This window comes from Phycisphaerales bacterium, from assembly GCA_016716475.1.
In the GTDB taxonomy this organism is placed as follows: domain Bacteria; phylum Planctomycetota; class Phycisphaerae; order UBA1845; family Fen-1342; genus JADJWG01.
In genome coordinates this window covers 51,394-76,102 of sequence record JADJWG010000004.1, presented here as the reverse complement: position 1 = coordinate 76,102, position 24,709 = coordinate 51,394, and the positions used below count along the sequence as shown (strand labels likewise).

The following is a 24,709-nucleotide window of genomic DNA, read 5'->3' as shown; positions in this document are numbered from 1 at the left end:
TCAGGCCACGCCCAGGACCTTGCGAGCCAGGTCGTCCGGCATGCGCTCGTACCGCAGGGGTTCCATGGCATACGACGCGCGGCCCTGCGAGAGCGAACGGACCTGCGTCGCGTAGCCGAACATGCTCGACAGCGGCGCTTCCGCCGTCACGACGTGGTTCGGGCCGCGCATGCTGGTGGCCGTGATCACGGCGCGCCGCGCCATGAGGTCGCCATTGATCGCGCCGTAGTAGTCTTCGGGGGTGACGACTTCAACCTTCATGATCGGTTCGAGCAGGACAGGACCGGCCTTCTCGACGGCGTGCTGAAACGCAAGCGCAGCGGCGCTCTCGAAAGCGATCTCGGAGGAGTCGGTCGGATGCTCCTGCCCGTCGACGAGCGTCGCCTTCACATTGATGAGCGGGTAGCCGCCGAGGTTGCCGCTGCGCCCGGCGGCCCGCACACTCTGCTCAATCGCCGGCAGGTAGTGCGGCGCGATGCGCCCCTCCGGCAGTGCATTCACAAAGCGGAAGTGCTCCTCCCCCGGCCCGGGCTCGAACGGCTCAACCCGCAGCACCACGACGGCGAACTGCGCCCGCCCGCCGGCCTGGTGTACGAACCGCCCCTCACCCTGTGAGGCCAGCGTGATGGCCTCGCGATAGGCGACCCGCGGCCGGCCGACCCGGACTGCGATCTTGAAATCGCGCTCCAACCGGTGACACATCACCTCGAGGTGCAGTTCACCCATGCCGGAGATGAGCGTCTGCCCGGTTTCCTCGTTGTTGCGGTATTCGAAGGTGGGGTCGCTGCGGCAGAGCATGCCCAGGGCGTGCACAAGCTTGTCACGGTCGGCGGTCGACTGGGCCTCGATGGCCATGCTGATGACCGTTTCCGGAAACTCGATCCGCTCCAGGAGCACGGGCTCGCGATTCTCACAGAGCGTGTCCCCCGTCTGCGTCTCCCGCAGTCCGACAGCCGCCACAATGTCACCGCAGTGCGCCTCGGTCACTTTTTCGCGGCGCTTCGCGAAGACGCGAAAGAGCTGCGGGAGGTTCTCTTTCTTGCGGCGGCCGACGTTGAGAACACGCGAGCCGGCCTTGAGCACGCCGGAGTACACCCGGATGAAGTGCAGGTCGCTATGGCTCTCAGCAACAACCTTGAAGACCAGCGCGGCGAGCGGTTCCTTGGGATCGCACTTCCGTCGGATGATCCTCTCCGGCTTGTCGGGATCGTGCGCCTCGATCGGCGGCACATCGAGCGGCGCTGGCAGAAAATCGCAGACCGCGTCGAGAATCGCCTGCACCCCCATGTACTTCAGCGAGGAGCCGCACAGCACCGGCTGGCACTGCCGCGTGATCGTGCCACGGCGCAGGGCCGCCCGGAGCTCCGCCTCCGTCAACGGCTCGTTCTCGATGTACTTGAGCATCAGGGCTTCGTCGAGTTCGGCCACCTTCTCTTCCAGCAGGTGCCGAGCCGCTTCGGCCGCCGGTCGCAGGTCCGCCGGAATCGCACTCACCTGGTAGCGCCGGCCGTCTTCGCTGTCGGTGTAGTCACACACTTCCATGCGAAGCAGATCGATGTAGCCCCGGAAGGTGTTTTCCTGCCCGAGCGGCAGTTGAATGGGGATCGGGCGGCCGGCCAGTCGCCGCTCGATCGAGGCGACGGCGTGGGCGAAATCGGCCCCGACCTTGTCCATCTTGTTGATGAAGCAGATGCGCGGCACTTTGTACTTGTCGGCCTGGCGCCAGACGGTTTCCGACTGGGCCTCGACCCCTTCCTTCGCATCGAAGACCACCACGGCTCCATCCAGCACGCGCAGACTGCGCTCGACTTCGGCCGTGAAATCGACGTGGCCGGGGGTGTCGATCAGGTTGATGCGACAGTCCCGCCATTGCAGCGAGACCGCGGCACTGTAAATCGTAATGCCGCGCTGCTGCTCCTCGACGTCAAAATCGGTGATGGTCGTGCCGTCGTCCACGTCACCCATCTTGTGAATGACGCCGCTGTAATACAGCACCCGTTCCGTGGTGGTCGTCTTCCCCGCGTCGATATGAGCGGCGATACCGATATTCCGTATGTGGGCGAGTTCGTCCATCGGGGCACCACGACGGTTGCAGCCGCGGCGCACCCCGGCGGGCGGACGGCTGGAAAGACGGCGATTATATCCGCCGGACCACCGGCCGGAAACGCCACACCGAACCTTCGAACGATGCGCCGCTTAGCCCTTTTTACCGTGGCATTGTTTGAACTTCTTGCCCGAGCCACACGGACAGGGGTCGTTCCGGCCCACCTTCGGCGCCTCGCGGCGGATGGTCTGCGGCTGGGCGCCCTCGCCCTGCTGACGCATGGCGGCCTGCTGATCGGCCGACGCTCCCGCGAAGCCCGCGCCGGTCGCGTCCGCCTTGCTCGTGGTCAGCCCGCTCGGAGTCGGACCGGCCAGGGCCGCTGCGCCGGCATCACCATCGTCCCCGCCGTAGGCATCGCCACTCCAGCCCGAGATGCCGACCTTGAAGATCAGGTCGGTAACCCGTTCGCGCACGTTCTCGAGCATCTCGTTGAACATGCGCGTCCCCTCGCGCTTGTAGGCGATCTTGGGATCCTGCTCGGCGTACCCGCGCAACCCGATCGAGTGGCGCAGCAGGTCCATGCCGTACATGTGGTCCTTCCACGACTGGTCGAGGGTCTGCAAGAGCACGTAGCGCTCAATCTGCGTCAACTCGTAGCGCAGCATCTCGTAACCGCACTGTCGGAGTTGCTCCGCCAGGTCACCGGACAAGTCAAGCGGATGCGATTCGAGCACCGCGCCGAACCGCTTGACCGCCCACTCCTGTACGGCCGGCCCGCTGAAGTCGGCCAAAGCCCGGTTGATCTCCGCGTCGAGACGCCCATTTTTGAGGTAGTCCTCCTGCACGCTGCGCAGCTCGCGGAAGATGTCCTCCGGTCGCTTGCCTGCGAAGTGCTCGAAGTTCCACGCCAGGCCGTACTTGCGGTTCGCCCAGGTCGCGATGCGCTCGTACACCTCGTGCACGTTCTGTCCGCCGCGCTGCAGGGCGTAGTCAATCACCGCACCGACCGGGTACTCGATCTCCCGTTGCTGGTAGGCCGACCGCATCCGTGTACCGATGTGCTCACGGGCTTCATCGCGGTTCAGCAGGCGCAGCGCGTCGAGCGGGATCTCGACTGCGAACTTCTCCGCCGCCCAGCGTACGAGCCGTTCCTTGCCGAGCAGCGGGTTGCAGAACTGCTCCAGAGGGGCCAGGTCCGCCGTCTCGACGCGCTGCTGGGCGGCCGTCGCGATCTGGTCTTCGAGGTCGCCGGGATCGGCCTTGCGAATCTGGTTCTGCGTGAGACTCAGCCCGTACTGGGCTGCCCACGAGGCCAGGCCGCGGACGTCCCACTCTTCCGGATCGGTGGACGGGTCGACATACTCACCGAAGATGCGGCGGGCATGCTGCTGCACCTCGTTCACGACCTGATCGCGCGCCTGGTCCTGAAGCACCTTAGGGTCCAGGGCCTCGAGCTTGGTCGCCTCGATCTGCACGCCGAACTGCTGGTTCAGCCATTCCGCGGCACAGAGCGCCCCGTAACGCGCGTCAAAATAGCGCTCGATCGCATCGTCGAGCGTGGTGTCGATCATCTCCCAGACGAGGTCGCTCAGGGCGCGCCCCTCGACCACCCGCTGCCGCAGGCCGTAGAAGGTTTTGCGCTGGTAGTCCATGACTTCGTCGTACTCAAGCAGGTTCTTGCGAATGTCGAAGTTCCGCTGCTCGACACGCTTCTGGGCCCGCTCGATTCCCCGGCTGACGCGCTTGTCCTCGATCGACATGCCCTCTTCAAAGCCCAGCATCTGCAGCATCTTCAGGACCCACTCGCCCATGAAGAGCCGCAACAGATCATCGTCGAACGACAGGAAGAAGCGCGAACTGCCGGGATCACCCTGGCGACCGCAGCGACCGCGGAGCTGATTGTCGATCCGGCGGCTCTCGTGCCGCTCGGTGCCGACCACGTGCAGCCCGCCCATGGCGGCGACCCCGGGGCCGAGGCGGATGTCGGTGCCACGGCCGGCCATGTTGGTCGCGATGGTGACGTTGCCGACGACCATCTTCTTCTTGCCGCGCACGACCTCGTGCTGCTGTCCGGCCTTGGCGACGATCTCGGCCTCGCGCGCGTGGTTCTTGGCGTTGAGCACTTCGTGCTCGACACCGAAACGGCGGGTCAGGGCCTCGGACAACTCCTCGGAACTCTCGACGCTGACCGTGCCGACCAGAACCGGTCGCCCGGCGAGATCCGCACCCATCACCTCCGTGTAGGCCGCCACCAGGGGGGCCTTGTCGCCGTCGCCGCTCTTGAAGGCGGCCAGCGCGGTCTGGATGCGGCTGCGCTGCGCGGGCACGTCCGCGTCCGCCCGGCCCGCCTCCTCCGCCTCGGCGAGGAACCGGGTGGCCCGCTTGAGAATATCCTCCAGCGAGAACTCGTCGGCCGGATAGCCCTCGTGGCTGTAGGAGCGGATCTCTTCGACAATCGCGTCGAACTTGCTGGACTTCGTCTTGTAGATCTTGTCGTTGAAATCGACGCGGCGCACCGGCTTGTTCGTCGGGATGGCGATGACATCAAGTTTGTAAATCTTCATGAACTCTTCGGATTCGGTCATGGCCGTACCGGTCATGCCCGCGATCTGCTGGTAGAGTTTGAAGAAGTTCTGCAGCGTAATCGTCGCGAGGGTCTGGTTCTCCTGCTTGATGGTGACCCGTTCCTTGGCCTCGACCGCCTGGTGCAAGCCGTCCGACCATTGGCGGCCGTGCATCAATCGGCCGGTAAACTCGTCCACGATGATGATCGTGTCTTCCTGGACGACATATTCCTTGTCGCGCTGGTACACCATGTGAGCCCGCAGGGCATTGTCGATGTGGTGCGGCCAGTTCATGTTCTTGCTGTCGTAGAACGTGCCGATCGACAATTCCTGCTGGGCGGCCTTGGCGCCGTGCTCGGTCATATGGACGCTCTTGCGGTCCATCTCGACCACGAAATACTGTTTGTGACCAAGGGCCTCGGCCTCGTCGCTGGACAACCACAGCGGGTCGGCCTTGAACTTCTTGATGGCGTCCCGGTACTTCGCGTCGTTCGGGTCGAGACCGAAAGCCAGCGGGTCTCGCTCGATGTCCGCGAGACGACCGCGGGTCTCGGAGATGGCCTGTTCCTGCCGGCGGACCAGGGAGCGTGCCACATTGTCGGCGACGCGGTACTTGTTCACGTCATCGTGAGCCGGCCCCGAGATGATCAGCGGCGTGCGGGCCTCGTCGATCAGGATGCTGTCGACTTCGTCGACGACTACAAAGTGCAGCGGACCCTGCACCTGGTCGCGCGGCGAAAGCTTCATGTTGTCGCGCAGGTAGTCGAAGCCGAATTCACTGTTGGTGCCGTAGGTGATGTCGCAGCCGTAGGCCTGGCGGCGAACCTCGGCTTCGGGCCCCCAGGTCTGCATATCGGCGGTAATGAAGCCTACCGAAACCCCCAGCAGCTCGAAGATCGGACGGGCGAACTCCGCGTCGCGGCGCACGAGGTAGTCGTTCACCGTGACCATGTGGACGTGCAGCCCCTGCAGGATTTTCAGATAGTTGGCCGCGTAGCAAACGATTGTTTTGCCCTCGCCGGTCCGCATTTCCGCGACGTTGCAGTCCTCCAGCACCTTGCCGCCGATGAGCTGACATTCGAATTGGCGGTGATCCCGCGCCCGGCGCGACGCTTCACGCACGCAGGCATAGGCCTCCGGCCGGATTTCGTCGAGCGCGGCGCCGTCCGCCAGCCGCTGCCGGAACTCAGTCGTTTTGCCCTTCAGTTCGGCTTCCGAATACGCCCGCACGCGCTCTTCCAGCGGGTCAACGGTGCCGCGCACGAACGAACGCAGCCGGAGCACGACACGGTCGTTGCTGGAAGGCATGAAGTCATGGATCAGCCAGCCCGTGATGCCACCCCAGCAGACGAACACGAACGCCACCACGATCGAGAGCCACTCGCGCGAAAGCCACGAGACCCCGGTACCTTCCGGTCCGAGTACCAGCAAGGTCACGACGGCCGCGAGCAGCAGGGTCAACCCCAGCGAAAGCCAGACTCGCAGGCCGCCCCGCCGCGCCCGGTACCAGAAAACGGCGCCCGGCCGGGTCGCGTCGCGCAGAATGTCCGTATCCCCGATACTCAGCAGCCAGTTCATGGTTTGCGTGCCTCACGGCGGTGGATCCGCCGACCGGTAAATGGATCGCCCAGCCCGCCCGGGCACAATTGCTGTGACCCCGCCGGATTCCCGCTTGCCTGTCTCATCGCTGCTCGCTGTCCTGGCCGTACCCCCTGGGTACCGGCGACGCCGGATGCGCCCGCTTCTCAGCTCTTGGCGCGCTCCAGATACTCGCCGGTGCGCGTGTCGACCCGCACAAGCTCGCCATTCTCGATGAAGGGTGGCACCTTCACGACCAGGCCGGTCTCGAGCTGGGCATCCTTGTTCTGATTCGTAGCTGTTGCGCCCTTGATCGCGGGTGTCGTGTCGACGACCTGGAGTTCGACGACGTTCGGTAGCTCGACCGACACGATCTTGCCGTCGATGAACGAGACCGTCAGGATCTCCTGGCCGCGAAGGAAGTTCTCGCCGCCGGACATCAGCTCGAGATCAACCTCGATCTGGTCGTACGACTCCTGGTCCATCAGCACGAAGTTGTTGCCCTCCCGGTAAAGGAATTGGAACGGCTTCGTGTCCACGTACAGGATGTCGACCCGGTCATCGGGCGAATAACGTGCGTCCAGCACCCGGCCGTCCTTGAGCGACTTGAGCTTGACCTGCAGGTAGCTTCGCCAGTTACCCTTGGACACCCGCGTCACATCCGTGACCGTATAGTTGCCCCCCTCGTGCTGGACCACCTTGCCGCGTTTCAACTCGTTTGCCTTGGCCATGGGCCGTGCTCTCCTGTGGCGGACGCCGCGCCGGCAGCCGGCCGCATGCCGGGGGCGCTGTCGGGATTCTGCCTGCAAGCCGCGTAGTATACCCGCCAAGCCGGGATTGGCGACCGGGGGCGTTGCTCAGCGCCGGTATGCCACACACCATCGAGAACGCTCCCGGTCGTCACCCCCCCCACTGGTTTCACAGCGGCATTCCTCCCCCCCCCCGGCGAGTGGGCCAGCCCGCCCCTCTCATCCGGTTCACCAGCCCCACCCCCGGCAGAACTCAGCCACGCCCGTGCGCTGTCGATGAACCTCGACAAACAGACCGATATGCCCTGCTAGCGGTGCTCCGTGGAGCCGTGTGCGGCCGACTGCTTTCCGGCGGTCCGGGCATCGTTGTGCTGCGCTCCACATCGGAGCGGTCCGCACGTGGGAAGCTGCGCGGTTCTTTTCCGCCCATGACATGAAAGGGTGTCGTATGCAAAGGACAGGTATCAGAGGTTGGACGGGCATGCTCGGGCTGGGACTTCTGCTCGCCATCTCAACCGGTTGTACAATCCTGCATCCGATCACACCACAGCAGGTGTTGGCGGCCCAGGAAACCTGGGGACGCGGCGTTATCGCCATCGGCGCTGCATACCTCGCGGGTGATGACTACGCGCGGACTGCGGCCGACCACGTGGACAACCTCTATGCCTTCGAGCAGGGCGACGTGCTTTTCAAGCCGACCAAGGCCTCGACAGCCCAGTTCCGACTCACGCGCGACAGCGCCTTGTCCTACTTCGTCGGTGGCGACCAGGCCTACCCGGAGGACAAGGGTTTTGCGCTGCACCCGTGGATAAACGTGCGCTTCGAGAATGCTGGCATGTTCATTCACGGTAACTACGCCCTAGCGATGGGCAACTACTATTTTCAACAGCGCGACGGCACGGAGATCAAGGTCGAATATACCTTCGGCTACCTCCAACAGGCAGATGGCACCCTGCGCATCAACCTCCACCATTCTTCGCTGCCGTACGAACCACACTGAACCCAGGCACGTCGAAGCCGTACAGCCAGATGCAATTCCGGGCTGAGATCCGCCGTGGTCGAACGGCAGCCGGTCCGGAGAGCGGTGGGCGATCGCAACCGGCGCAGAGTTACGGCCGGATAGTTAAATTCACTGCGCCGCGCGTCCGGTCTCCGTCACCTACGGCACCTCGGGCTGCCACTTCCGGACAACCGTTTCGAACTTCCCCCCTTGGGTGCGCGGAATCGCATTCACGCGGGTCACCTCGATACGCATCTCACCACAGCGCTCGCGCAGTCGCGCCACGATCGTCGTCGCCGCGGCCGGCACAAAGTCGTGTGCTGGCACAATCAACACGCGCACCAGGTCGCGCTCCTCCTGTACGAACTGGCACTCCCGAATGCCCGCCAGGCCACTGAGCACCGGCCCCAGCCGCGCCACCTCGCGTCCGTCCGGCGTCAGGATGGCCTGGCCGATGCGCCCCTCCAGCCGGGCCAACCGCGGGAACGGTGGTCCGCCCGGCAGCGGTGGGAGAATCGCGCCACGATCCCCGAGCCGGTATCGCAAGAATAACTGCGCATCGTTGCACAAACTCGTACAGACCAGCTCGCCCGTCTCCCCCGGCGCGACCGGCTGCCCGGCTTCATCGAGCACTTCCAGAATCCCGTAGTCGGGGCTGATGTAGTACACCCCGTCCGCCTCCTGCGAGGCGAAGCACGCCTTCTCAGCGCAACCGTACTGATCAAAGACGCGCCCCTCGAAAGCCCGTTCGATATCCGCCCGCTGATGTTCGTAGAGCATTTCCGAACTGGTGCTGATGATCGGGATTCGCACGCGTTCGTCATGGGCAAGCATGTATTGAGCGAGGGCGTGCAAGCTGGAAGGAAAGCCCATCAGCGCATGGTAGGGCCGTTGCCGCAGGGCTTTGACATAGTGGCCAAGGTAGCGTTCCGCCAGGTGATAGCTCGATAGATAAAGCTGCTTGGAGGCGTAGTTGTATACCCAGAACGGTGGACGGGTGCGCGTCGCCGCGGTCACCGGCTGTGCTCCCAGCATGGCGTACGGCCGGCGGCCGAACTCCATCCCGATCACGCGGCGATGGCGGGCCTCAAAGAATGCATAGTTCCACTGGGCCACTTCGGACGTGTAGTACAAAGCGACCGGAGTTCCGGTCGTTCCACTGGTGCTGCTGCGGTGCAGCCGCGCGCGTGGCAGAGCCGTGTTGAGCAAGCGCTCGGGCGCGGCCCGCACGGTTTCCTTGGCGAGGAGCGGCAACCGCGCCAGATCGATCGCACCGCGGACATCCTCCGGACGTACGCCATGAGTGGCAAAGGCCTCCCGGTAGTGCGGGACGTGTTCCGCCGCGATCGCGACCATCGCCCGCAGACGCTCATCCACGTAGCGCTGCATCTGCTCCGGCGACCACGCGCGCCGGGCGCTGATTTCTTCGACCAGGGCCGCATACTGCGGACCGTAGCGGATGCGCTTGAGCTGCCAGCCGCGATAGGTGGCCGCCGCGTCGCCCAGAACCGGAAAACGCCACACCAGGCGCTGTACCCAGGTAGCCAATGCCCTGCTCCCATGCATTCAGTGGCGCCGTGACCAACCGAGGCGACGTGCCAGGGACTGTCGAATCAGTTGGAAGTGGTAGGGGCGGAGATTGCGCAGCTTCCGCCAGAGTACCCGCGGCCCGCCGCGCCGCAGTTCCTGCCACCAACTGCTGAGATACTGCGAGGCAAAGCGCTGGCTCGCGGTCGCGAAATGCAGTTCGTCGCTCCGCCCGTCCGTGAGGGTGGCGTCCAGTGCCGCGAGATGGGCGGCGATTTCGCTGCGCAGGGGTTCGCCGGGCAGTGTCGTCCGGTATTCCTCGGTGATGAAGCACGGCACGGCCTCGTGCGCAAGCACTTCGGAACCGGCCAGTCGGACGCGCAGAAAGAAGGTTCGACGACGCATTTCCTGCGGGGCCGGCGCCACGAAATCTCCGAGACTGTAGGCCGCCAGCCCCGTCCCGATGCGTTCACAACCCTGTGGCACATGCGGATGATGACCAAGAAACACGCTCGCCCCTGCCGCAAGCACCGCACGCGCCAGGGCCCGCGTTTCCGGGGCCGGATATGGGTTGAACTGTGCCCCGGTGTGACATGAGACCACGACGGCGGTCACTTCCGGGCGAATCCGCCGCACATCCGCAACCACCCGCTCGACGGCCGGAAAGCATGCCACATATTGGTTTGCCGGACGGACCGCATTGTGGGCGGTCGCGTAGCCGAGAAACGCCACGGGGCCGGCCGGCGACGAAACCACGACCGGCGTGGCCGCCTCGTCCGCATCGCAGCCGATTCCGATGGCAGGCAATCCCGCGGCTTGCAGTTCCGCCCGCGTAATCTCGACTCCTTCGGCACCGAAATCGTAGATGTGGTTGTGCGCCAGGTTCACCACGTCGAAGCCATACTCGGCCAGGGCCTGGCCCGTTCCCACGGGGCTGTAGTAGCGGTCGGGGGCGCCCGGCTCCGCCCGCCGGGCCTTCGTAATCGGCGTCTCGAAATTCCCGAAGAGCACGTCCCCCTGCAGGAGAACTTCACCGAGCGGACGCAGAGCCCAAAGCCAATCTGCGGCCGCGCGGCTCCGCTCCCCCACCGCGCCATGAAACATCAGGTCGCCGACGGCTGTCAGCGTCCAGGCCCCGCTCAAGGCCGATCCTCCGGCCGCGCTGCATCGGCACAGTCCCGCTCGTCCGGTGCCACTTCCTTGATGACGCGGGCAGGGACGCCACCGGCGATGACGAAGTCGGGCAGATCTTTCGTCACCACCGCGTTCGCGGCGACAAGCGTACCCCGTCCGACCGACACACCGGCGGTCACGGTTACATGAGCCGCCAGCCAACTGCCGCGACCGATCCGAATCGGCGCGCGCTGACCCTTCCCGTAGCGATAAGACCCGTTCGCGAGCCGGTGGTTGCCCGTGATGAGAACCACGTAGGGTGCGAGCTGCACCTCGTCTTCGAGCGTGACACCGCCGGCACAATGCAGCCAACTCCCGGGACCGAGGTAAACATGCGAGCCAAAACTCAGCATATTCGGGAAGTTGATCGTGACATTGTGGGCAATCTGGAGATCCCTTCCACAACGGGCGAACGCAGGTCGCGCCAGCCAACCGCGCAACTTGAGAATCGGCCGCACATCGGACATCCACGCCGTACAAGTCATGACCAGATGGAACCAGAGGTATTTCAGCAGTCTCATACCATGGCCCTCGCGTTTGTCGCGCCCGGCGCGGGCAGCTGATCGCCACGGGCCGCCTGCCGCAGCGCCAGCACCATCCGGTCGACGAAACGGTCCATGGTCAACTCACGCATGCGCTCGCGACCGGTGGCAATCAGGCGCCGTCGCAACTCACCGTCACGAATGATGCGTTCCAGCGCGGCGGCGATGGCTCCGGCATCGCGCGGTGGCACCAGCAAACCGTCCTCTCCATCGCGCACGCTGCTCGGAATGCCGCCAACGCGCGTACTGATCACGGGCAAACTTCGTGCCCGGGCCTCCACCAGGACGCGCGGCGTGCCTTCCGACAAGCTGGGCAACACCATGACGTCTGACCGGTCAAGCTGCGCGAACAGCTCCGGTCCGAACGGGGCATAGCCGGCCCATTCCACCCGGGCCGTGAGTCCGAGCTGCTCGACGAGCCCCGCGAGCCGATTTCGCTCCTCCTCAAACTGACCCCACGAACCCACGATCGTGAGCTGCACTGGAGGTGTCGCTCCCAGGGATGGCAAAGCCCGTATCAGGTACTCAAGACCCTTCTCGGGTCGTACAAAGCCGACAAAGATGACGCGCACCTCCGATCCCTGGCAGGTATCGGAACGTTCGAGGAAATCGGATGCACTCAGGGTCGTGCTCACCACCGACTGCGTGCGCGGCGTTGCAAAAAGCTGAGCTAATTCGTCCCCATTCGCCAGCACCGCTGCACCCGATCGGCGAATCGCCCAGCGCGTGAACTTCTGTTCAGCGCACGCAAACGCAATCGCAACCTGTTTCATGACACCACGAAAGCCGCGCTGCTCACCACGGAGAATCGCGACGGAATTCCCGACCACCCAGTGCACCACCGGGATGCCGGACTGCCGGGCATAACCGTGCGCCGCCCAGATCAGTGGCGGATTGCCCCTCAGGATCAGGGCATCCACCTCGCCAGCCATGGCGCGATAGGCCCGGAGCAGGGCACGCGGATTCCGCATCGCCCGAACGGTTGCGCGGGGCACATCCCAGGGCACGACCTCGAGATTGGCGGCCTCAAAGGCGTGATCGATCGAGTCCAGCCCTTCTGCGGATGCACGTGGGCCGTAGAACCGCAGCGTCCTGAAGCGCCCCGCCAGCACGTCTGCAACCCGGCCCATCGAGTGATGGGTATACCACCGGCCATTCCGCTGCACGACGGTCGTTCCGCACACACCCACACGAATCGGCAGCACTTCCGGCAGCGTTTCCAAACCCTTGCTCCTCGGCACCGGTGCTCCCCAACGAAGCTCGTGCGGCGCCGCGACACCCCGCGGCACATTATCGACCACTTCGCCAGGCGGGGAAAGCGCCCGGCAGCGCCACGCCTGTGCCGACCTTATCCCGGGCCCCGCCGCCCGGTAACATATCACGCGCAGCGGCCGTGCCCGCTGGGCAGACCCTGGCAAAGCCCCGACCCGATGATCCGACCACCGCTCCAGCCGTTGGCCCTCACGATCCTCTTCCCGTGCTACAACGAAGAGGCCCACCTGGAACGCGTCACGCACTCCGCACTCGCCGTCGGCCGATCCGTGGCGGCCGATCTTGAAATCCTGATCGTCGACGACGGCAGCCGCGACCGCACGGGCGCCATCGCCGACGCGCTCGCGGCCGAGCACCCGTCCGTGCGGGTCTTGCACCTCCGGCCCAACCGCGGGTACGGCGCCGCCCTGGCCGCCGGCTTCCGGGCGGCGACGAAAAACTGGGTTTTTTACACGGATGGTGACGGACAATTCGACTTGGGGGAGTTGCCCCGGCTGCTGCCGCTGCTGGAAGTACACGACATCGTGTCGGCCTATCGCCTCGACCGGCAGGATACCCCCCTGCGACGACTCAATGCTGCCTTGTGGTCGGGCCTGGTGAACTGGCTCTTCGGTCTGCGGCTGCGTGATATCGACTGCGCGTTCAAGATCTACCCGCGCCCCTTCCTGGAGCAGATCTCGATCCGCAGCACCGGTGCACTGATTGATACCGAGATGCTCGCCAAGGCGCGGCGGCTGGGCTGCACCATCGCCCAACTCGGCGTCCGTCACTATCCCCGTACGGCCGGCCGCTCGACCGGGGCCAATCCGCGCGTCATCCTGCGGGCTTTCGGCGAGCTGGCGCAGCTTTATCGGCACATCCGCACCGGCACACCGTAGGTGCTGCTCACTTCACGGGGCGGCTGCACAGCACGTGGCCGCGCGGGAGCAGGTTGACTTGACGCCTTTCCCTCGCCCGACCGATACTCGCACAAACTGGCGCGATCCGCACCCGATACCGTCCTGGATGCAGCATGCAACTCACGATCCTGATCCCGATGCGCAACGAAGAGCGATTTGTTGCCCGCTGCCTCGATTCGATTCTCGCACAACTTGCCGGCCGGGAGGACGTCGAAATCTTCTGCATCGACGGGGCCAGTACGGATCGTACGGCAGAGATCGTGCGGACCTATGCAGCCCGGGACGGGCGCGTGCGCTATTTTGCGAACCCGGCCCGCATCGTACCCGTGGGTCTGAACCGGGCCATCGCTTCCGCCCGCGGCCAGGTCATCATGCGGCTGGACTGCCATTCCGAGTACGCCCCGGATTACGTCGCGAGCTGCCTGGAGGTGCTGGAGCGGACCGGGGCCGATGTCGTCGGCGGCTACATTACGACGCGCCCGACCGAGGAGACCCCGGTGGGACGAGCGATCGCCGCGGCCCTCTCGAGCAGCTTTGGCGTGGGCGGCGCGACCTTCCGTACCGGCGGTGTCGAGCGTGAGGCCGACACGGTCCCCTTCGGAACATTTCGGCGCAGCGTGTTCGAGCGCTTCGGCCGTTTCGACGAACGGCTCGTCCGCAACCAGGACATCGAGTATTGCAGCCGCATCCGGCGCCAGGGCGGGCGAATCGTCCTCTCGCCGCAGATTCAATTGACCTACTTCATGCGCTCGACCTATGGCGGCATGTGCCGACAGGCCTTTGAGAACGGGCAGTGGAACCCCTACACCCTCTGGCTCACGGGCGGCGGGTTGCGGTTGCGACATTTCGTTCCGCTGGCGTTCGTTCTGAGCGTGCTGTCGCTCGCCGTGGCGAGTGTGCTGTGGTGGCCGATAGCCGTGCTGCTGGCCCTCGTGCTGCTGTTGTACACGGCCGTCGGAGCCGGCATGGCCCTGCGCCAGGCACGGGCCGGCGGGGCCTCGGCCCTGTTGATCCTGCTGGCGTATTTCCAGTTGCACTGGAGCTATGGACTGGGCTCGCTGTACGGCGTGGTGACCGCCCCGCTGCGATTCGGCTGGCGCCCGGCACACCCGGCACCGTAAAGGTGTGCGGCCGCACAGCGGTCACCGATAGACGACGGCATCCCCCGGTTGCAGGCGCTTGAGGATCTCCTCGGGCGTCAGTCGTCGCGGTCGGTCCGGCTCGACACCCGCCAGTTGGTCGCGGCGGGCCTGCTCGGCGAGGAGTGCGCAGATCGTCAGGGGGATCCAGAACCACTTTGAAAAGTGAATCGTGTGAGTCAGGGAGGACAGCATGGTGAACATGAACAACATCGTCGCGGGCAGACCGTAGAGTCCGAAGCGGATCGACCAGATGGCCCGCCACAGCAAGTACAGACCGACCACGAACAAGCCGAATGATGCCACTCCACCGTCCACGAGGGCGCTCAGCATCGTGCTGTGAATGTCGATGAACACGCCGGTACGGGCCTCAAGTGCGAACGCGGTGTTCCCATAGCCGAAGCCCCACGGCTTGCTCAGGAACGTCCGGAAGGCGGTCATCCAGATTTCGTAGCGCGACTCTTCGCGGGCAGCGACTCCGCGCTCGAGCAGCGCGTTGATGCGCTCCTGCGGACGCTCGCCCAGCACACCCGAGCCGAGCACGAAGTAGGTCGTGGCCGCAATGACAACCGCCGCCGTTACCGGGATCAGGATGCGCTGCGCTGCGGATGCCCGCCGCGTGAAGGCGAGACCGAGCAGGGCGGAGCCGAAGACCGCGATCAGGGCCGACCGCGAACCGGTCATCATCATCCCCGTAAGAATGATCGGTCCGGCAGCGATGATCGCAATCCGGAGGAAGCGATTGCGTGTCATGGCCCAGGCCGCCGGCACGACCGCCAGCGGTACGGACAGCGCGAGCGCCGTGGAGTTCGGATTCGCCGCCGGACCGAGGGTCGCACCACTGAAGGCCATCGAGCGGGAGCCGAATACGACCAGGATCAGCCCCCCGATCAGGCCCCCGGCTACGCAGAATTGCAGCGCCCGGGCAATCATATCACGGTCGCTGAGCCGGTGAATCGCCACGATGATGATCAACACCTGGACACTGATCTGGCCGGCGTAGCGAACAGAAGCGAGCCAGGCAATCGAGAACATGGCCGTCACAATCCCGTAGATTCCGAAAGCCAGCATGACGAACAGGAAGGGCTTGCTCGCGAGAATCGGGATCCGTGTACGGCCCGGATGCGCCACGTAGGCGAGGAGTACGAAGGGACCCAGGATTTTGGCCGGGGTAAGAATCGAGCCCTCTTCCTCCAGCAGCAACTGGTCGAGCGCCGCACTCGCAAGATAGACGTAGATGCCGATCTCCGGCGCGATGAGCGTCGTGAGCAGGACCGTGACTCCGGCCACAACCGCAGCCGGTTGCGTTGCTCCACCGGCATAAAGCAGTCCCGCCACGAATAACCCCGGGAGGAACAGCATACTGAGGATCTGGTCATCATGCCGTCTGGGGGTTGCCGGCAATCGCAGTTCTGCGGCATACGGCAGAGGTCGATCCATCGGTTACATCTCCACGTGGAGCCGCACTCCGGGTACGGTCCTATGTCCGGACGTCCAACGTCGCATTATCGAGCGGGGCCGCCGCATCGGCTACAACCGCGGGGACTGCGACCGGCGGTTCCGGCGACGATCTACTCGCGTCAGTGACCGCCGCGATCTCCGCAGCACGGACCCGCAGCGCCCGGGCCAACCCGAGGAAGTACACCGTAACGGTCGCCAGGTGGCCCAGCACCAGCGCAATCGCAGCCCCCCGGACGCCCAGTGTCGGAACCAGCCCAAATGACGCAATGGTCGTCACGACGAGCGTAGCCAGCCCCGCGACGGCCGACACGACGAACCGCCGCGCTGCCGCGAGACCGACACCCCCGAAGAAGTTCAGCGACAAGAGCGCGACGGCCACCGACATGATCATGAATTCTGTGTGGTACTCGGCGTAGTCGGCCGTGTACAGCAGGCGTAACACTTGCTTGCCCAGGATCGCAGCGCCGCCGACCATCAGACCACCCAGCACGAGTGCCAGCCCCATCATCCGCCAGAAAAGCCGTCGGAACGCCACGAGGTTGGTTGCGAAATAGTGCGCCAGACGGGGCGCAGCCGATTGTCCCAGCGGTGAGATCAGCATCATGGCCGCGAGCACGGCATAAGCCGCCGCATCGTAATACCCGAGTTGTTTGAGTCCCTGCTGCGCGAGGAAATAGCGCGGGATGGCCACGGCGAGCGTCAGCAGGAACATGCCGACCCCCAGGGGCAGCGCCCGCCAGAACAGGCCCCGGAGCACACGCGGGGCGAAGTTCGGCCAGAGCGCCAGCTTCTGGCCCGCATCGGCGGATTCCACCCGCAGCAACCGCGCCGCGAAGGGCAAATCGTAGCAAAGTACGACGAGCAACCAGGCGATGACCAGGGCCGCGGCGGCGGCGATCTGATTACCCGTCACCACGAACGTGCCTGCCAGCACCGCAACACCGAGCGGCCCGCGGATCACCAGACTGAGGCCGCTGATGTTCATTTGCTCGTAGCGCTGAAACAGGCCCCGAATGATCTCGCTAACGGCGTCAACACCTTTGGCGAGGCCGACCAGGAGAATGACGCCCCGCGCCGTAGTAGTCTCAAAGTGTCCCCAGATCGCGATCCCCGCGATCAGAAGCACGGCAAGCAGACTCAGGGCCGTGCGTAACCCGAAATAGTGTTCAAATCGATATTCGTTCCGCACGTCCGTCACCTGCACCTGCCGCAGGTGCAGCATGGCCGCAACCGTGATGGGATTCGCAATCGCCAGGCCGAGCCCCCACGTACCGACGGCTTCCGGACTGCCGAACTTCGCAAAGACACTCAGAATCAGCCACTGTGACAATGCATGGGCGACGTTGCCGAAAAAGGTCCAACTGAAATTTCGGCGCAGTGAAAGTCGCCGGCTCCTGGGAGCATACGCCAGAACAGGGGGCGTGGGGTCGATTCCGCTCAACGCGGTACCTCTGCGCGGGCGGCCAGCACGCGCCCGCCGACCTCTTCCGCCGAGAGCAACCAGTTGCGTTGGCCCGGGTAGATGATGACCTCGCGTCCGGCCACGGAGTCCAACATGTCACGGGTCTGGCTTACGTCCCAGTAGCGCCCCCGTGCATAGAAGTACACGATTGGAATCGGAGGGCGCGATGCAATTTGATCCCGCAAGGCGGTCAGCTCCAAATCCCACCAGTTGTTTTGACCGGGTGGCTTGGCCAGCGAGTAGTCAATGAAACGAACGCGACAACTCGCTTCCAGCAGCCGCGCCAGCCGCGCCGACTGAGCATGCCGGACTTCCCGGTTGCGGCCGGTCACGAAGCCAGGGTACCACCAGATTTCGATGTCACGCGGCAACAGGCCAAAACCCGCCCGCAGCTTGTCATCCGAGAGGGTCACGCGCGCATCCCAGTAGCTGTTTCGGCCACCACCTTCCTCGTGATACAGCGCGGTCTCGTTTTCCAGCACTGCAATCGGCACACCCGCCGCATCGGTCATGGCGGCCACCTCGGACGCGATGCGCCGCCAACCGGCGATGTCGTCGAACGGATCACAAATACCCGCCGTCTTCAAGCCGGGAATGATCGTCATGCCGGGCACCCGTCGGCGCAGTTCCGTGTACAGTCCGGCCCGCCCGGCAACCGTGGTGACAATCGCCCGATCGGTAACGGACTGCCAGGCGATCAGGCCCGCCACAACGTCATCTACGCCCTGACGGGTTACACTGTTCAGTTCCACCCAGGGGATGACCTGCACCTGAGCAACTGCGGGGGAACCACGCAACGCCTGCTGCACCTGCCCGGCGGGCTGTGTTTCTGCTTTCTGCCCGCGTGCAGAAGCGGGTCCGGATGGATTGGCGTTCTCCCGGGCACACCCCCCGCCCGCCAAGCCCAGCATCATCAGGAAGGCGACCCAACGCATCATGCCACCATGGACGTACGGACAGCCAGCGGATCCAGCCGGATCACGAGCCGTCACCGCGATTGATTACGAATCACGAGACTCGATTATATCGGCCATGTGCCCGCGCACACCGCACGCGGTCCGCGGAAGGGGACACGCCGTCCGCTACCCATCCGGCGGGGGTCGCCCCCAGGCGCAATTCCTGCCACCGCACAGCAGCTCAATCCAGTTTCCGTGTGACCGTGATTGCGGCCTGCGACACCGCCGGCACACTAAGACCCCAGCAGGCCTGGGGGGCCTGCGGTTCGCCGCGCAGCACGGTCACACGTGGCCCCCAGGGTGCCCAGATGTCAGGTTCGGTGGGGCCGAAGATCGCAACCGTAGGCGTCCCGAGATAGGCCGCGAGATGGGTCGGCCCGGCATCGTTGCCGACGTAGCCCCGCGCACAACACAGGAGCCGGGTGAGTTCCGCCGGACTTGGCTCGCAGTGGCTGACAAACTTCTGAGTGAGCACAGCACACGTTTCCGAACCCCAACGCTCCACTTCAGCCGGGCCTAGCAGGAAAACCACGGGGATCCGCTGCGCATCCAGGTGTGTGGCCGTCTCCACAAAGCACGACAGTGGCCAGCATTTGGCTCGACCGCCACTGCCGGGGTGCAACAGGATCGGACCCTCAGCCGCGGCAGCGGAGCGCTGTCGTACCGACAACGCATCGGCCTGCGGAAGGCACACCGGCCATGGGAATTCTCCAGCGAGCGCCTGTTCTGTGAGTTGATCCCACCACTGTGCCACAATGTGCCGTCGTTCCCCCAACTTCGGGCGCGGATCGACGGCCCACAGGGTCGCCGGCGACAACAAACGCAAGCGCGCGCTGACATCGGTCCGCGGCCCCCCCAGCATGCTAAGCACCCGCCGACCGGCAATCTGCGCGACCAAGGCGCCCGGAGGCGCACCCGCATCCGTCCGGTAAAGCCATTCGCTACCGAGTGTTTCGAGCGGACGTCGCCGTACGCCGGGCAATACGGTTGCCAGGTCGCCGGGATCCACGCGGGATACCACATCCCATGTCAGGTGCGGAGCAAACTGGGCCCCCACGCATTCGACGAGGTGCAGCGCCAGTACGAGGTCGCCGAGCGCGCCGGCATGGAGCAGCACCCCGGCATGGTTCGCATGGATCGCAGACATGTGCGAGAAGGTAGCGGGGATCGTGCCACCGTGGCGTACGAGGACGTTCAGCGATCCTGCCGGCGGCGGAGCAGCGCGCCCAGCAACAGCAGCGGCCAGAGCGCGGCGGGTTCGGGAATAAGCGTGGCCCGCACGATCACTTCGCGCCCATCGGCCAGTGTCGCGATGAAGGCGAGCTCGCCGGAGCTATTCAGGCCGGCCTGCGACAGGACCAACTCGGTGACCGTGGAACCGAAGAACGGATCGCCGAGTCCGATGACTGGCTGGATGCCGTCGCCGCCGAGGAAGATCCCGCGGTAACCGTCCGCGCGCTCAGCCAGGAAGGCAAACGCGCCCGCGGCATTCAACAATACGGTGTGTGAGCCGTCGCGCCAGTGCCCGAACGTCGTGAAACCGGCGTTGGTATCCACAAGGACCTGCAGCGCACCACCGTCACCGCGGAACAGGCCTTCCGAGCCGTCGAGACGCTCTCCCCAAAACGCGACCTGACCCGTGTCAGTCAGCGCCAAGGTCTCACGCCGCGCACTATCCACTCCACTGCTGTGCAAAGCTGCAAAACGGGTGAAGCCATCGCTGAGGAGTGCAATGGGTGTCACACCTGCGACATCTGCACGATAAATGCCATAGCGGCCGGAGTCCTCCTGCCGCTCGCCGAAAAACGCAACCTGACCTGTCTCATTGGAGGCGCGCAGCCGGGTTCGGACAAACGCATCGGGACTCTCACCACCTTCGGGCGCGAGCAGCAGTTCCCCGCCAGTGTGCAGATCGAGATAAACACCTCCGGCCGCGCGCGCCGCGCTGCGCGCGGTGTAGGCGAGATCCTGGCTTGTACTGAGCGAGACCCAATCCCATAGTGCCGTGCTCTGCGCACTGCCACCATCCACTCGCAAGGTGTGGTTCACACCATCGCTGACCCATAGGCCATAGGGCTCGCCCGTGCCGATCAGGCCACCCCCGAGAAAGGCCACCTCGCCGATCTGGTTGAGCGCGACATTGCCTCGAAAACCATACGCAACCCACGCGCTGAAGCCCTCAGAAACGCGCGCCACGGGTGCCAACGTGACGCCATCCCCGCGGTAAATGCCGGCCCAACCGGCGTAGAACGCCACCTGGCCTTGATCGTTCAGCGCGAGGGTGCGGCCAGGGTGTTCACCTCCGAAAAAAGACAGGGGCGGCAGGAAGCCGGGGTGCGTAGACTCGGCAATCAGGGTGTAGGTGAAGGGCGCAGCTACAGCGTGAGCCGCGGTGAGCACCGCGACGGCCAGCAGAAACGGGGCACATCGCCGACGGCCCATCAGACGCTCCGTGAAGGGGCAGGATGCGAAAATGGACGCGCCCACGTTGAGTATATCCACCGGTGGGTGTGCTCGGGAAGCGTGGATTTTGCGATTCGGACTTTCAGAGGCGAGTTTTATAATCGTTTCCGCAAGCCCTTGAGCACTTGGAGCTGCCCGGCATGATAGACATCGTGCAGGGCGACCCCCTGAATCAGGCGCCAGGCCGCCGGCTTGTCCGGGGCCACAGGCGCTGCGAGACGGGCTGCCGACAGCCCGGCCACCACTTCCCGTAGGGCGACGTGCTGTGCGACCAGCAGGGTGAGACATGCCCGCCAATCGTCCGCCGTGAGCGGGCCCGGCAGCGCAAACCAGTTGCTACCCTTCCATGGAAAGGAACCGCGCTTTTCGCCTGTCAATCGCCGCCGTACGGCGTACTTCCAGTAGGCACAATGCACGGTGACCTCGGCAATCGAGTGAGCCCCGTTTCGCCAAGCCGCTTCTTCGGCGGTCAGACGCCGCACTGCGCCCCGCAGGTTGGGACCGTGCCACGCTTTCCGGTCGAAGGCCTCATCCAGCAAGCCCAGCAACGCTTCAGAACTGGGTGCATCCTGATTCATGGCGCCATCGTACCGCTCCCCCCCTGGTCTGGCACAGCCAATTTGCCGAAACCCACTACCTGACCGGCGGCTCAATCCATCCGCCCCCCAGCACAATTCCATCCGGACGATAGAACACGACTGCCTGCCCGGGGGTCACCGCGATCTGGGGTTGTGAGAATGTCACGCCAACACTGCCGTTCGCATTGTGGAGGAGTGTGGCGGCAGCCGGCACGTGGGTGTGCCGGATCTTGACTTCGCAGTCAAGCGGCTCAGCAACCACCGGGGGGTCCACCAGCCAGTTGACCCCCCGAGCGGTGAGCGCGGGTGTTTCCAGGGCGGCGCGCGGCCCGACTTCGACCGTGTTCGTGGCGGCGTCGAGGCGGGTCACATAGAGCGGTTCCCCGGTGGCGAGGCCCAGGCCGCGACGCTGCCCGATCGTGAAGTTGACCACCCCCGAGTGCCGGCCGAGCATTTCGCCCGTGGACCCCCGAATCTCGCCCGCTCGCTGCGTTTCCGGCCTTCGGAGCTGCACCAAACGCTTGTAGTCCTGGTCGGGGACGAAGCAGATTTCCTGGCTCTCCGGCTTATCCGCCACGCGCAGGCCGAGTTTGCCCGCCAATTGCCGGACCATCGCCTTATCCGCGATCTCCCCTAGTGGAAACAGGCACCGGCCCAGCGCCGCGCGCTGCATGCCGAACAACACGTAAGTCTGGTCCTTGGCCGCATTGTGCGACCGCGCCAGCGCCGGCCGGTCACCGTCTGCGACGATCCGGGCATAGTGGCCAGTGGCGACGAAGGCCGCTTCAACAAGGTCGGCATAGCGCAGCAGCTTGCCGAATTTCAGTTGGATGTTGCACTGCACACAGGGATTCGGGGTGCGCGCCTGGGCATATTCGTCCACGAAGTAGTCGATGATGCGGGCGAAATCCGCCTCGAAGTTCAGGGCGTAGAACGGGATACCCAGCCGGCCGGCGATCGCGCGGGCGTCGGCGGCATCTTCGGCGGAACAGCAGCCGTGCTTCAGCGTGCGCCGCGCGGCCAAGGGCAAGGGGGCGCGGCAGAACTCACCGTCCGCGGTCGCGTCCACGTGAGTTGCAGTCTCGCCAGGCGCACCCACCCGCATGAATACTCCGATGCAGTCATACCCCTGCTCCTTGAGCAGACATGCGGCGACCGCACTATCGACGCCGCCGGAGAGTGCCACAATGGCTTTACCGTTCCGAGACATACCCGCATTCTAGGAGTCGACCGGGACACGCGGCCACGGTGCGTGCGCACTTTGCTGGTCGGCGGCGACGACGACCTTCACAGCGCTGTGCTGCCCACGCGGTGATCGGCGCACCATGGTTCGGACCCCTCAGGTGTACTCCGGCGCCGGGGGCGGCAGCGGCTGGAAGTGTGCCGCGCAACGCGGCTCGTAATCTCCCGGGCCACCGACCATGTAACCATCCGTGACCGGGTGCAGGCGTTGAGAGTAGCGGGCGGGCGCGCGGCACACCGTGCAGGGTATCTGCAGTACTTCCACCTCGTCCGCGATCGTCTTCAGCTCCGGAAACGGTGGAAACGGCTGGCCCCACGCGTCGTGGTCGATACCCGCCACCCACACCTCACAGCCGCGCGCCACGAGGTTCTCACAAACGCCCACGAGCTTGCGGCCGAAGAAATGTCCCTCGTCAATCCCGATGACCTCGGCCGTGGCCGCCTCGGCGAGCACCTCGGTCGCCGTCTCCAGGGCCACCGCCTGAAACCGTCGCCGGTCATGCGTCGCCAACTGCGCCGGGTCGTACCGGTCATCAAAGTGGTGCTTGCACGCCAGCACCCGCCGCCCGGCCAGGTGTGCCGCCACAAGCTGATCGATCAATCGCGTCGTCTTGCCCGCGAACATGCAGCCGCAGACGACGATCAGCCGTCCTGGGTTCGACCCCGCTGTGGCTTCACTCATCGCTTCCCTGCTCTCGGCGCTCAGGACCCGCGCAGCCGCCCGACCGCTGCCATCAACATAGCCACGCGCCGGGGATCCACCGCCTGCGCCCAGTGCCCAGACTCCTTGAAGAACGAGCCGACCACGAAGACATCCGCCAACGGCCACAAGCCCGGTAGCGTTTCCGGTGTAACACCCGAACCGATCCAGACAGGAATCTCAACGGCCGTCCGTACCGCCCGGACATCCGCCTCAGCAGTCGGTGTCGCCGTGGCGGCACCGGTCACGATGATGCCCGCGGCGCCGAAGAACTCCGTCGTACGGGCCGCCTCCGCCAGATCGACATCCGCTGTCAAGGCATGACTGGAGTGCTTCTTCTTCACATCGGCAATGACGGCGATCGATTCCGCCCCGATGGCCCGCCGGTAGCGCAGCAGCGGGCCGGCCTCCGCCTCCGCCATCAAACCCTCATCTGCGACATGGGCGTACGCGAAGTTTTCTACCCGTACATACTCCGCCCCGCAGGCCTGCGCCACCGCGAGCGCCTCGCGATTCGCGGCGGCCAGAATCTGGACTCCGAGCGGAAGCGTCGTCACCCCGCGCACGGCAACACCCACCGCGGTCATGCCGGCCACGATCTCCGGACCGACAGCGCCGCGGAGATACGGCACGTCGTGCATGTTCTCGATCAGCAGCGCATCGAGCCCGTGTTCGAGGTAGATCCGGGCCTCTGCCACCGCCTGCGTGATGTTGGCAGGGAGGGAGCGCTCCGCCCGCGGTGTGCCGGGCAACGCGCCGACGTGGATCATGCCGACGATCATCTTCCGCGGGTTACGCGCGCATACCTGAGCCACACCGACTTCCTTCCTCAAGGCCGCGAACAACCTGGTCACAGCACCGTTGCTTCGCGATCTACGCACCTATCCTTCAGGGCGTATGTGTGTCTAAGCGTCCGCGCGGACAGTATACTCGCCGCACGAAATCGTTCACCCTCGAGGAGGTCGGCCCATGAAGTTGCGTCTCGCCGGTATCGCCCTTGCCACACTCGTCCTTCCCACACTGTTGGGCTGCGCCCGGCAGTTCACACGCGACAACTTCGAATTGATCACGGTCGGCGTCGATGACCGCACGGACGTCCGCATGATCCTGGGAGATCCGACGAAGGAAATGGGCGGCGAGTGGCTCTACGACGACACCCAGCGCCACTACACGGCGCGGATCTTCTTCGACCCGGAGGGTCGCGTGCGGGGCAAGCAATGGATCGATGCCCGCACCGGCGAGTGGTCCGGACAGAATCCCGACGGCAACCCGCCCCCGGAAGGCGAGGTGCGCGAGGAACGCACGCAGACACGCCGCATCCGCTGAAAACGTCGGCGGCAGCGCCTCCGCAGGCGCCGTG

General features: G+C 65.2%; 20 protein-coding genes. 4 read left to right on the top strand and 16 right to left on the bottom strand.

Features of this window, described 5'->3' with window-relative positions; translation table 11 throughout:
• The 3 genes from fusA to efp all read right to left on the bottom strand — a co-directional run bounded on the left by fusA (nt 1) and on the right by efp (nt 6,917).
• Nucleotides 1–2,073, bottom strand: coding sequence for an elongation factor G (gene fusA, locus IPM18_14405; protein ID MBK9120769.1), 2,073 nt, complete (start codon nt 2,071–2,073; stop codon nt 1–3).
• Between the two features lie 123 nt (nt 2,074–2,196).
• Nucleotides 2,197–6,186 (bottom strand): SEC-C domain-containing protein, encoded by a 3,990-nt coding sequence (locus tag IPM18_14400; GenBank protein ID MBK9120768.1) that lies wholly within the window; start codon nt 6,184–6,186, stop codon nt 2,197–2,199.
• Between the two features lie 167 nt (nt 6,187–6,353).
• Nucleotides 6,354–6,917, bottom strand: coding sequence for an elongation factor P (gene efp / locus IPM18_14395; protein MBK9120767.1), 564 nt, complete (start codon nt 6,915–6,917; stop codon nt 6,354–6,356).
• A 499-nt stretch (nt 6,918–7,416) separates the two neighbouring features.
• On the opposite strand from efp, the gene IPM18_14390 reads away from it, so the two are divergent.
• Entirely contained in the window at nt 7,417–7,935 is a 519-nt protein-coding gene (locus IPM18_14390) for a hypothetical protein (protein MBK9120766.1), read from the top strand.
• A 159-nt stretch (nt 7,936–8,094) separates the two neighbouring features.
• Here the strand turns inward: IPM18_14390 and IPM18_14385 are convergent, their stop codons facing one another.
• The 4 genes from IPM18_14385 to IPM18_14370 are packed head-to-tail and all read right to left on the bottom strand — an operon-like array spanning nt 8,095 to nt 12,400.
• Nucleotides 8,095–9,483 (bottom strand): phenylacetate--CoA ligase family protein, encoded by a 1,389-nt coding sequence (locus tag IPM18_14385; GenBank protein MBK9120765.1) that lies wholly within the window; start codon nt 9,481–9,483, stop codon nt 8,095–8,097.
• An 18-nt stretch (nt 9,484–9,501) separates the two neighbouring features.
• The gene (locus IPM18_14380; protein ID MBK9120764.1) at nt 9,502–10,605 is read right to left on the bottom strand and encodes a CapA family protein; all 1,104 of its coding nucleotides are present in this window, start codon (nt 10,603–10,605) and stop codon (nt 9,502–9,504) included.
• On the bottom strand, nt 10,602–11,156 hold the full coding sequence (locus IPM18_14375; protein MBK9120763.1) for an acyltransferase: 555 nt from the start codon (nt 11,154–11,156) through the stop codon (nt 10,602–10,604). The genes IPM18_14380 and IPM18_14375 overlap by 4 nt, the downstream gene beginning before the upstream one ends.
• Nucleotides 11,153–12,400: a glycosyltransferase family 4 protein gene (locus IPM18_14370; GenBank protein MBK9120762.1), complete on the bottom strand. Its 1,248-nt coding sequence runs from the start codon at nt 12,398–12,400 to the stop codon at nt 11,153–11,155. The genes IPM18_14375 and IPM18_14370 overlap by 4 nt, the downstream gene beginning before the upstream one ends.
• Before the next feature lie 207 nt (nt 12,401–12,607).
• Here IPM18_14370 and IPM18_14365 point away from each other — a divergent pair, with 207 nt between their 5' ends.
• Together IPM18_14365 and IPM18_14360 are read left to right on the top strand one after the other, a co-directional pair.
• On the top strand, nt 12,608–13,327 hold the full coding sequence (locus IPM18_14365) for a glycosyltransferase family 2 protein (protein ID MBK9120761.1): 720 nt from the start codon (nt 12,608–12,610) through the stop codon (nt 13,325–13,327).
• Between the two features lie 134 nt (nt 13,328–13,461).
• On the top strand, nt 13,462–14,469 hold the full coding sequence (locus tag IPM18_14360) for a glycosyltransferase family 2 protein (protein ID MBK9120760.1): 1,008 nt from the start codon (nt 13,462–13,464) through the stop codon (nt 14,467–14,469).
• A gap of 21 nt (nt 14,470–14,490) precedes the next feature.
• Here IPM18_14360 and IPM18_14355 read toward each other — a convergent pair whose 3' ends face one another.
• The 9 genes from IPM18_14355 to IPM18_14315 all read right to left on the bottom strand — a co-directional run bounded on the left by IPM18_14355 (nt 14,491) and on the right by IPM18_14315 (nt 24,164).
• On the bottom strand, nt 14,491–15,927 hold the full coding sequence (locus tag IPM18_14355; GenBank protein ID MBK9120759.1) for an O-antigen ligase family protein: 1,437 nt from the start codon (nt 15,925–15,927) through the stop codon (nt 14,491–14,493).
• Between the two features lie 40 nt (nt 15,928–15,967).
• Entirely contained in the window at nt 15,968–17,389 is a 1,422-nt protein-coding gene (locus IPM18_14350; protein ID MBK9120758.1) for a lipopolysaccharide biosynthesis protein, read from the bottom strand.
• Nucleotides 17,386–18,348: a hypothetical protein gene (locus tag IPM18_14345; GenBank protein ID MBK9120757.1), complete on the bottom strand. Its 963-nt coding sequence runs from the start codon at nt 18,346–18,348 to the stop codon at nt 17,386–17,388. Before IPM18_14345 ends, IPM18_14350 begins: the two co-directional genes overlap by 4 nt.
• A 199-nt stretch (nt 18,349–18,547) precedes the next feature.
• Nucleotides 18,548–19,513: a hypothetical protein gene (locus IPM18_14340; GenBank protein ID MBK9120756.1), complete on the bottom strand. Its 966-nt coding sequence runs from the start codon at nt 19,511–19,513 to the stop codon at nt 18,548–18,550.
• 47 nt (nt 19,514–19,560) lie between these two features.
• Nucleotides 19,561–20,808 carry a hypothetical protein gene (locus IPM18_14335; protein MBK9120755.1) on the bottom strand — a complete coding sequence of 416 codons (1,248 nt, stop codon included), beginning with the start codon at nt 20,806–20,808 and terminating at the stop codon, nt 19,561–19,563.
• Nucleotides 20,809–20,924: 116 nt separating this feature from the next.
• Nucleotides 20,925–21,407 carry a DinB family protein gene (locus IPM18_14330; protein ID MBK9120754.1) on the bottom strand — a complete coding sequence of 161 codons (483 nt, stop codon included), beginning with the start codon at nt 21,405–21,407 and terminating at the stop codon, nt 20,925–20,927.
• Between the two features lie 55 nt (nt 21,408–21,462).
• Nucleotides 21,463–22,617, bottom strand: coding sequence for a tRNA 2-thiouridine(34) synthase MnmA (gene mnmA, locus IPM18_14325; protein MBK9120753.1), 1,155 nt, complete (start codon nt 22,615–22,617; stop codon nt 21,463–21,465).
• Between the two features lie 129 nt (nt 22,618–22,746).
• The gene (locus IPM18_14320) at nt 22,747–23,331 is read right to left on the bottom strand and encodes a thymidine kinase (GenBank protein MBK9120752.1); all 585 of its coding nucleotides are present in this window, start codon (nt 23,329–23,331) and stop codon (nt 22,747–22,749) included.
• 20 nt (nt 23,332–23,351) lie between these two features.
• Nucleotides 23,352–24,164: a BtpA/SgcQ family protein gene (locus tag IPM18_14315; GenBank protein ID MBK9120751.1), complete on the bottom strand. Its 813-nt coding sequence runs from the start codon at nt 24,162–24,164 to the stop codon at nt 23,352–23,354.
• Between the two features lie 154 nt (nt 24,165–24,318).
• On the opposite strand from IPM18_14315, the gene IPM18_14310 reads away from it, so the two are divergent.
• On the top strand, nt 24,319–24,675 hold the full coding sequence (locus IPM18_14310; protein MBK9120750.1) for a hypothetical protein: 357 nt from the start codon (nt 24,319–24,321) through the stop codon (nt 24,673–24,675).
• Nucleotides 24,676–24,709 lie beyond the last annotated feature (34 nt).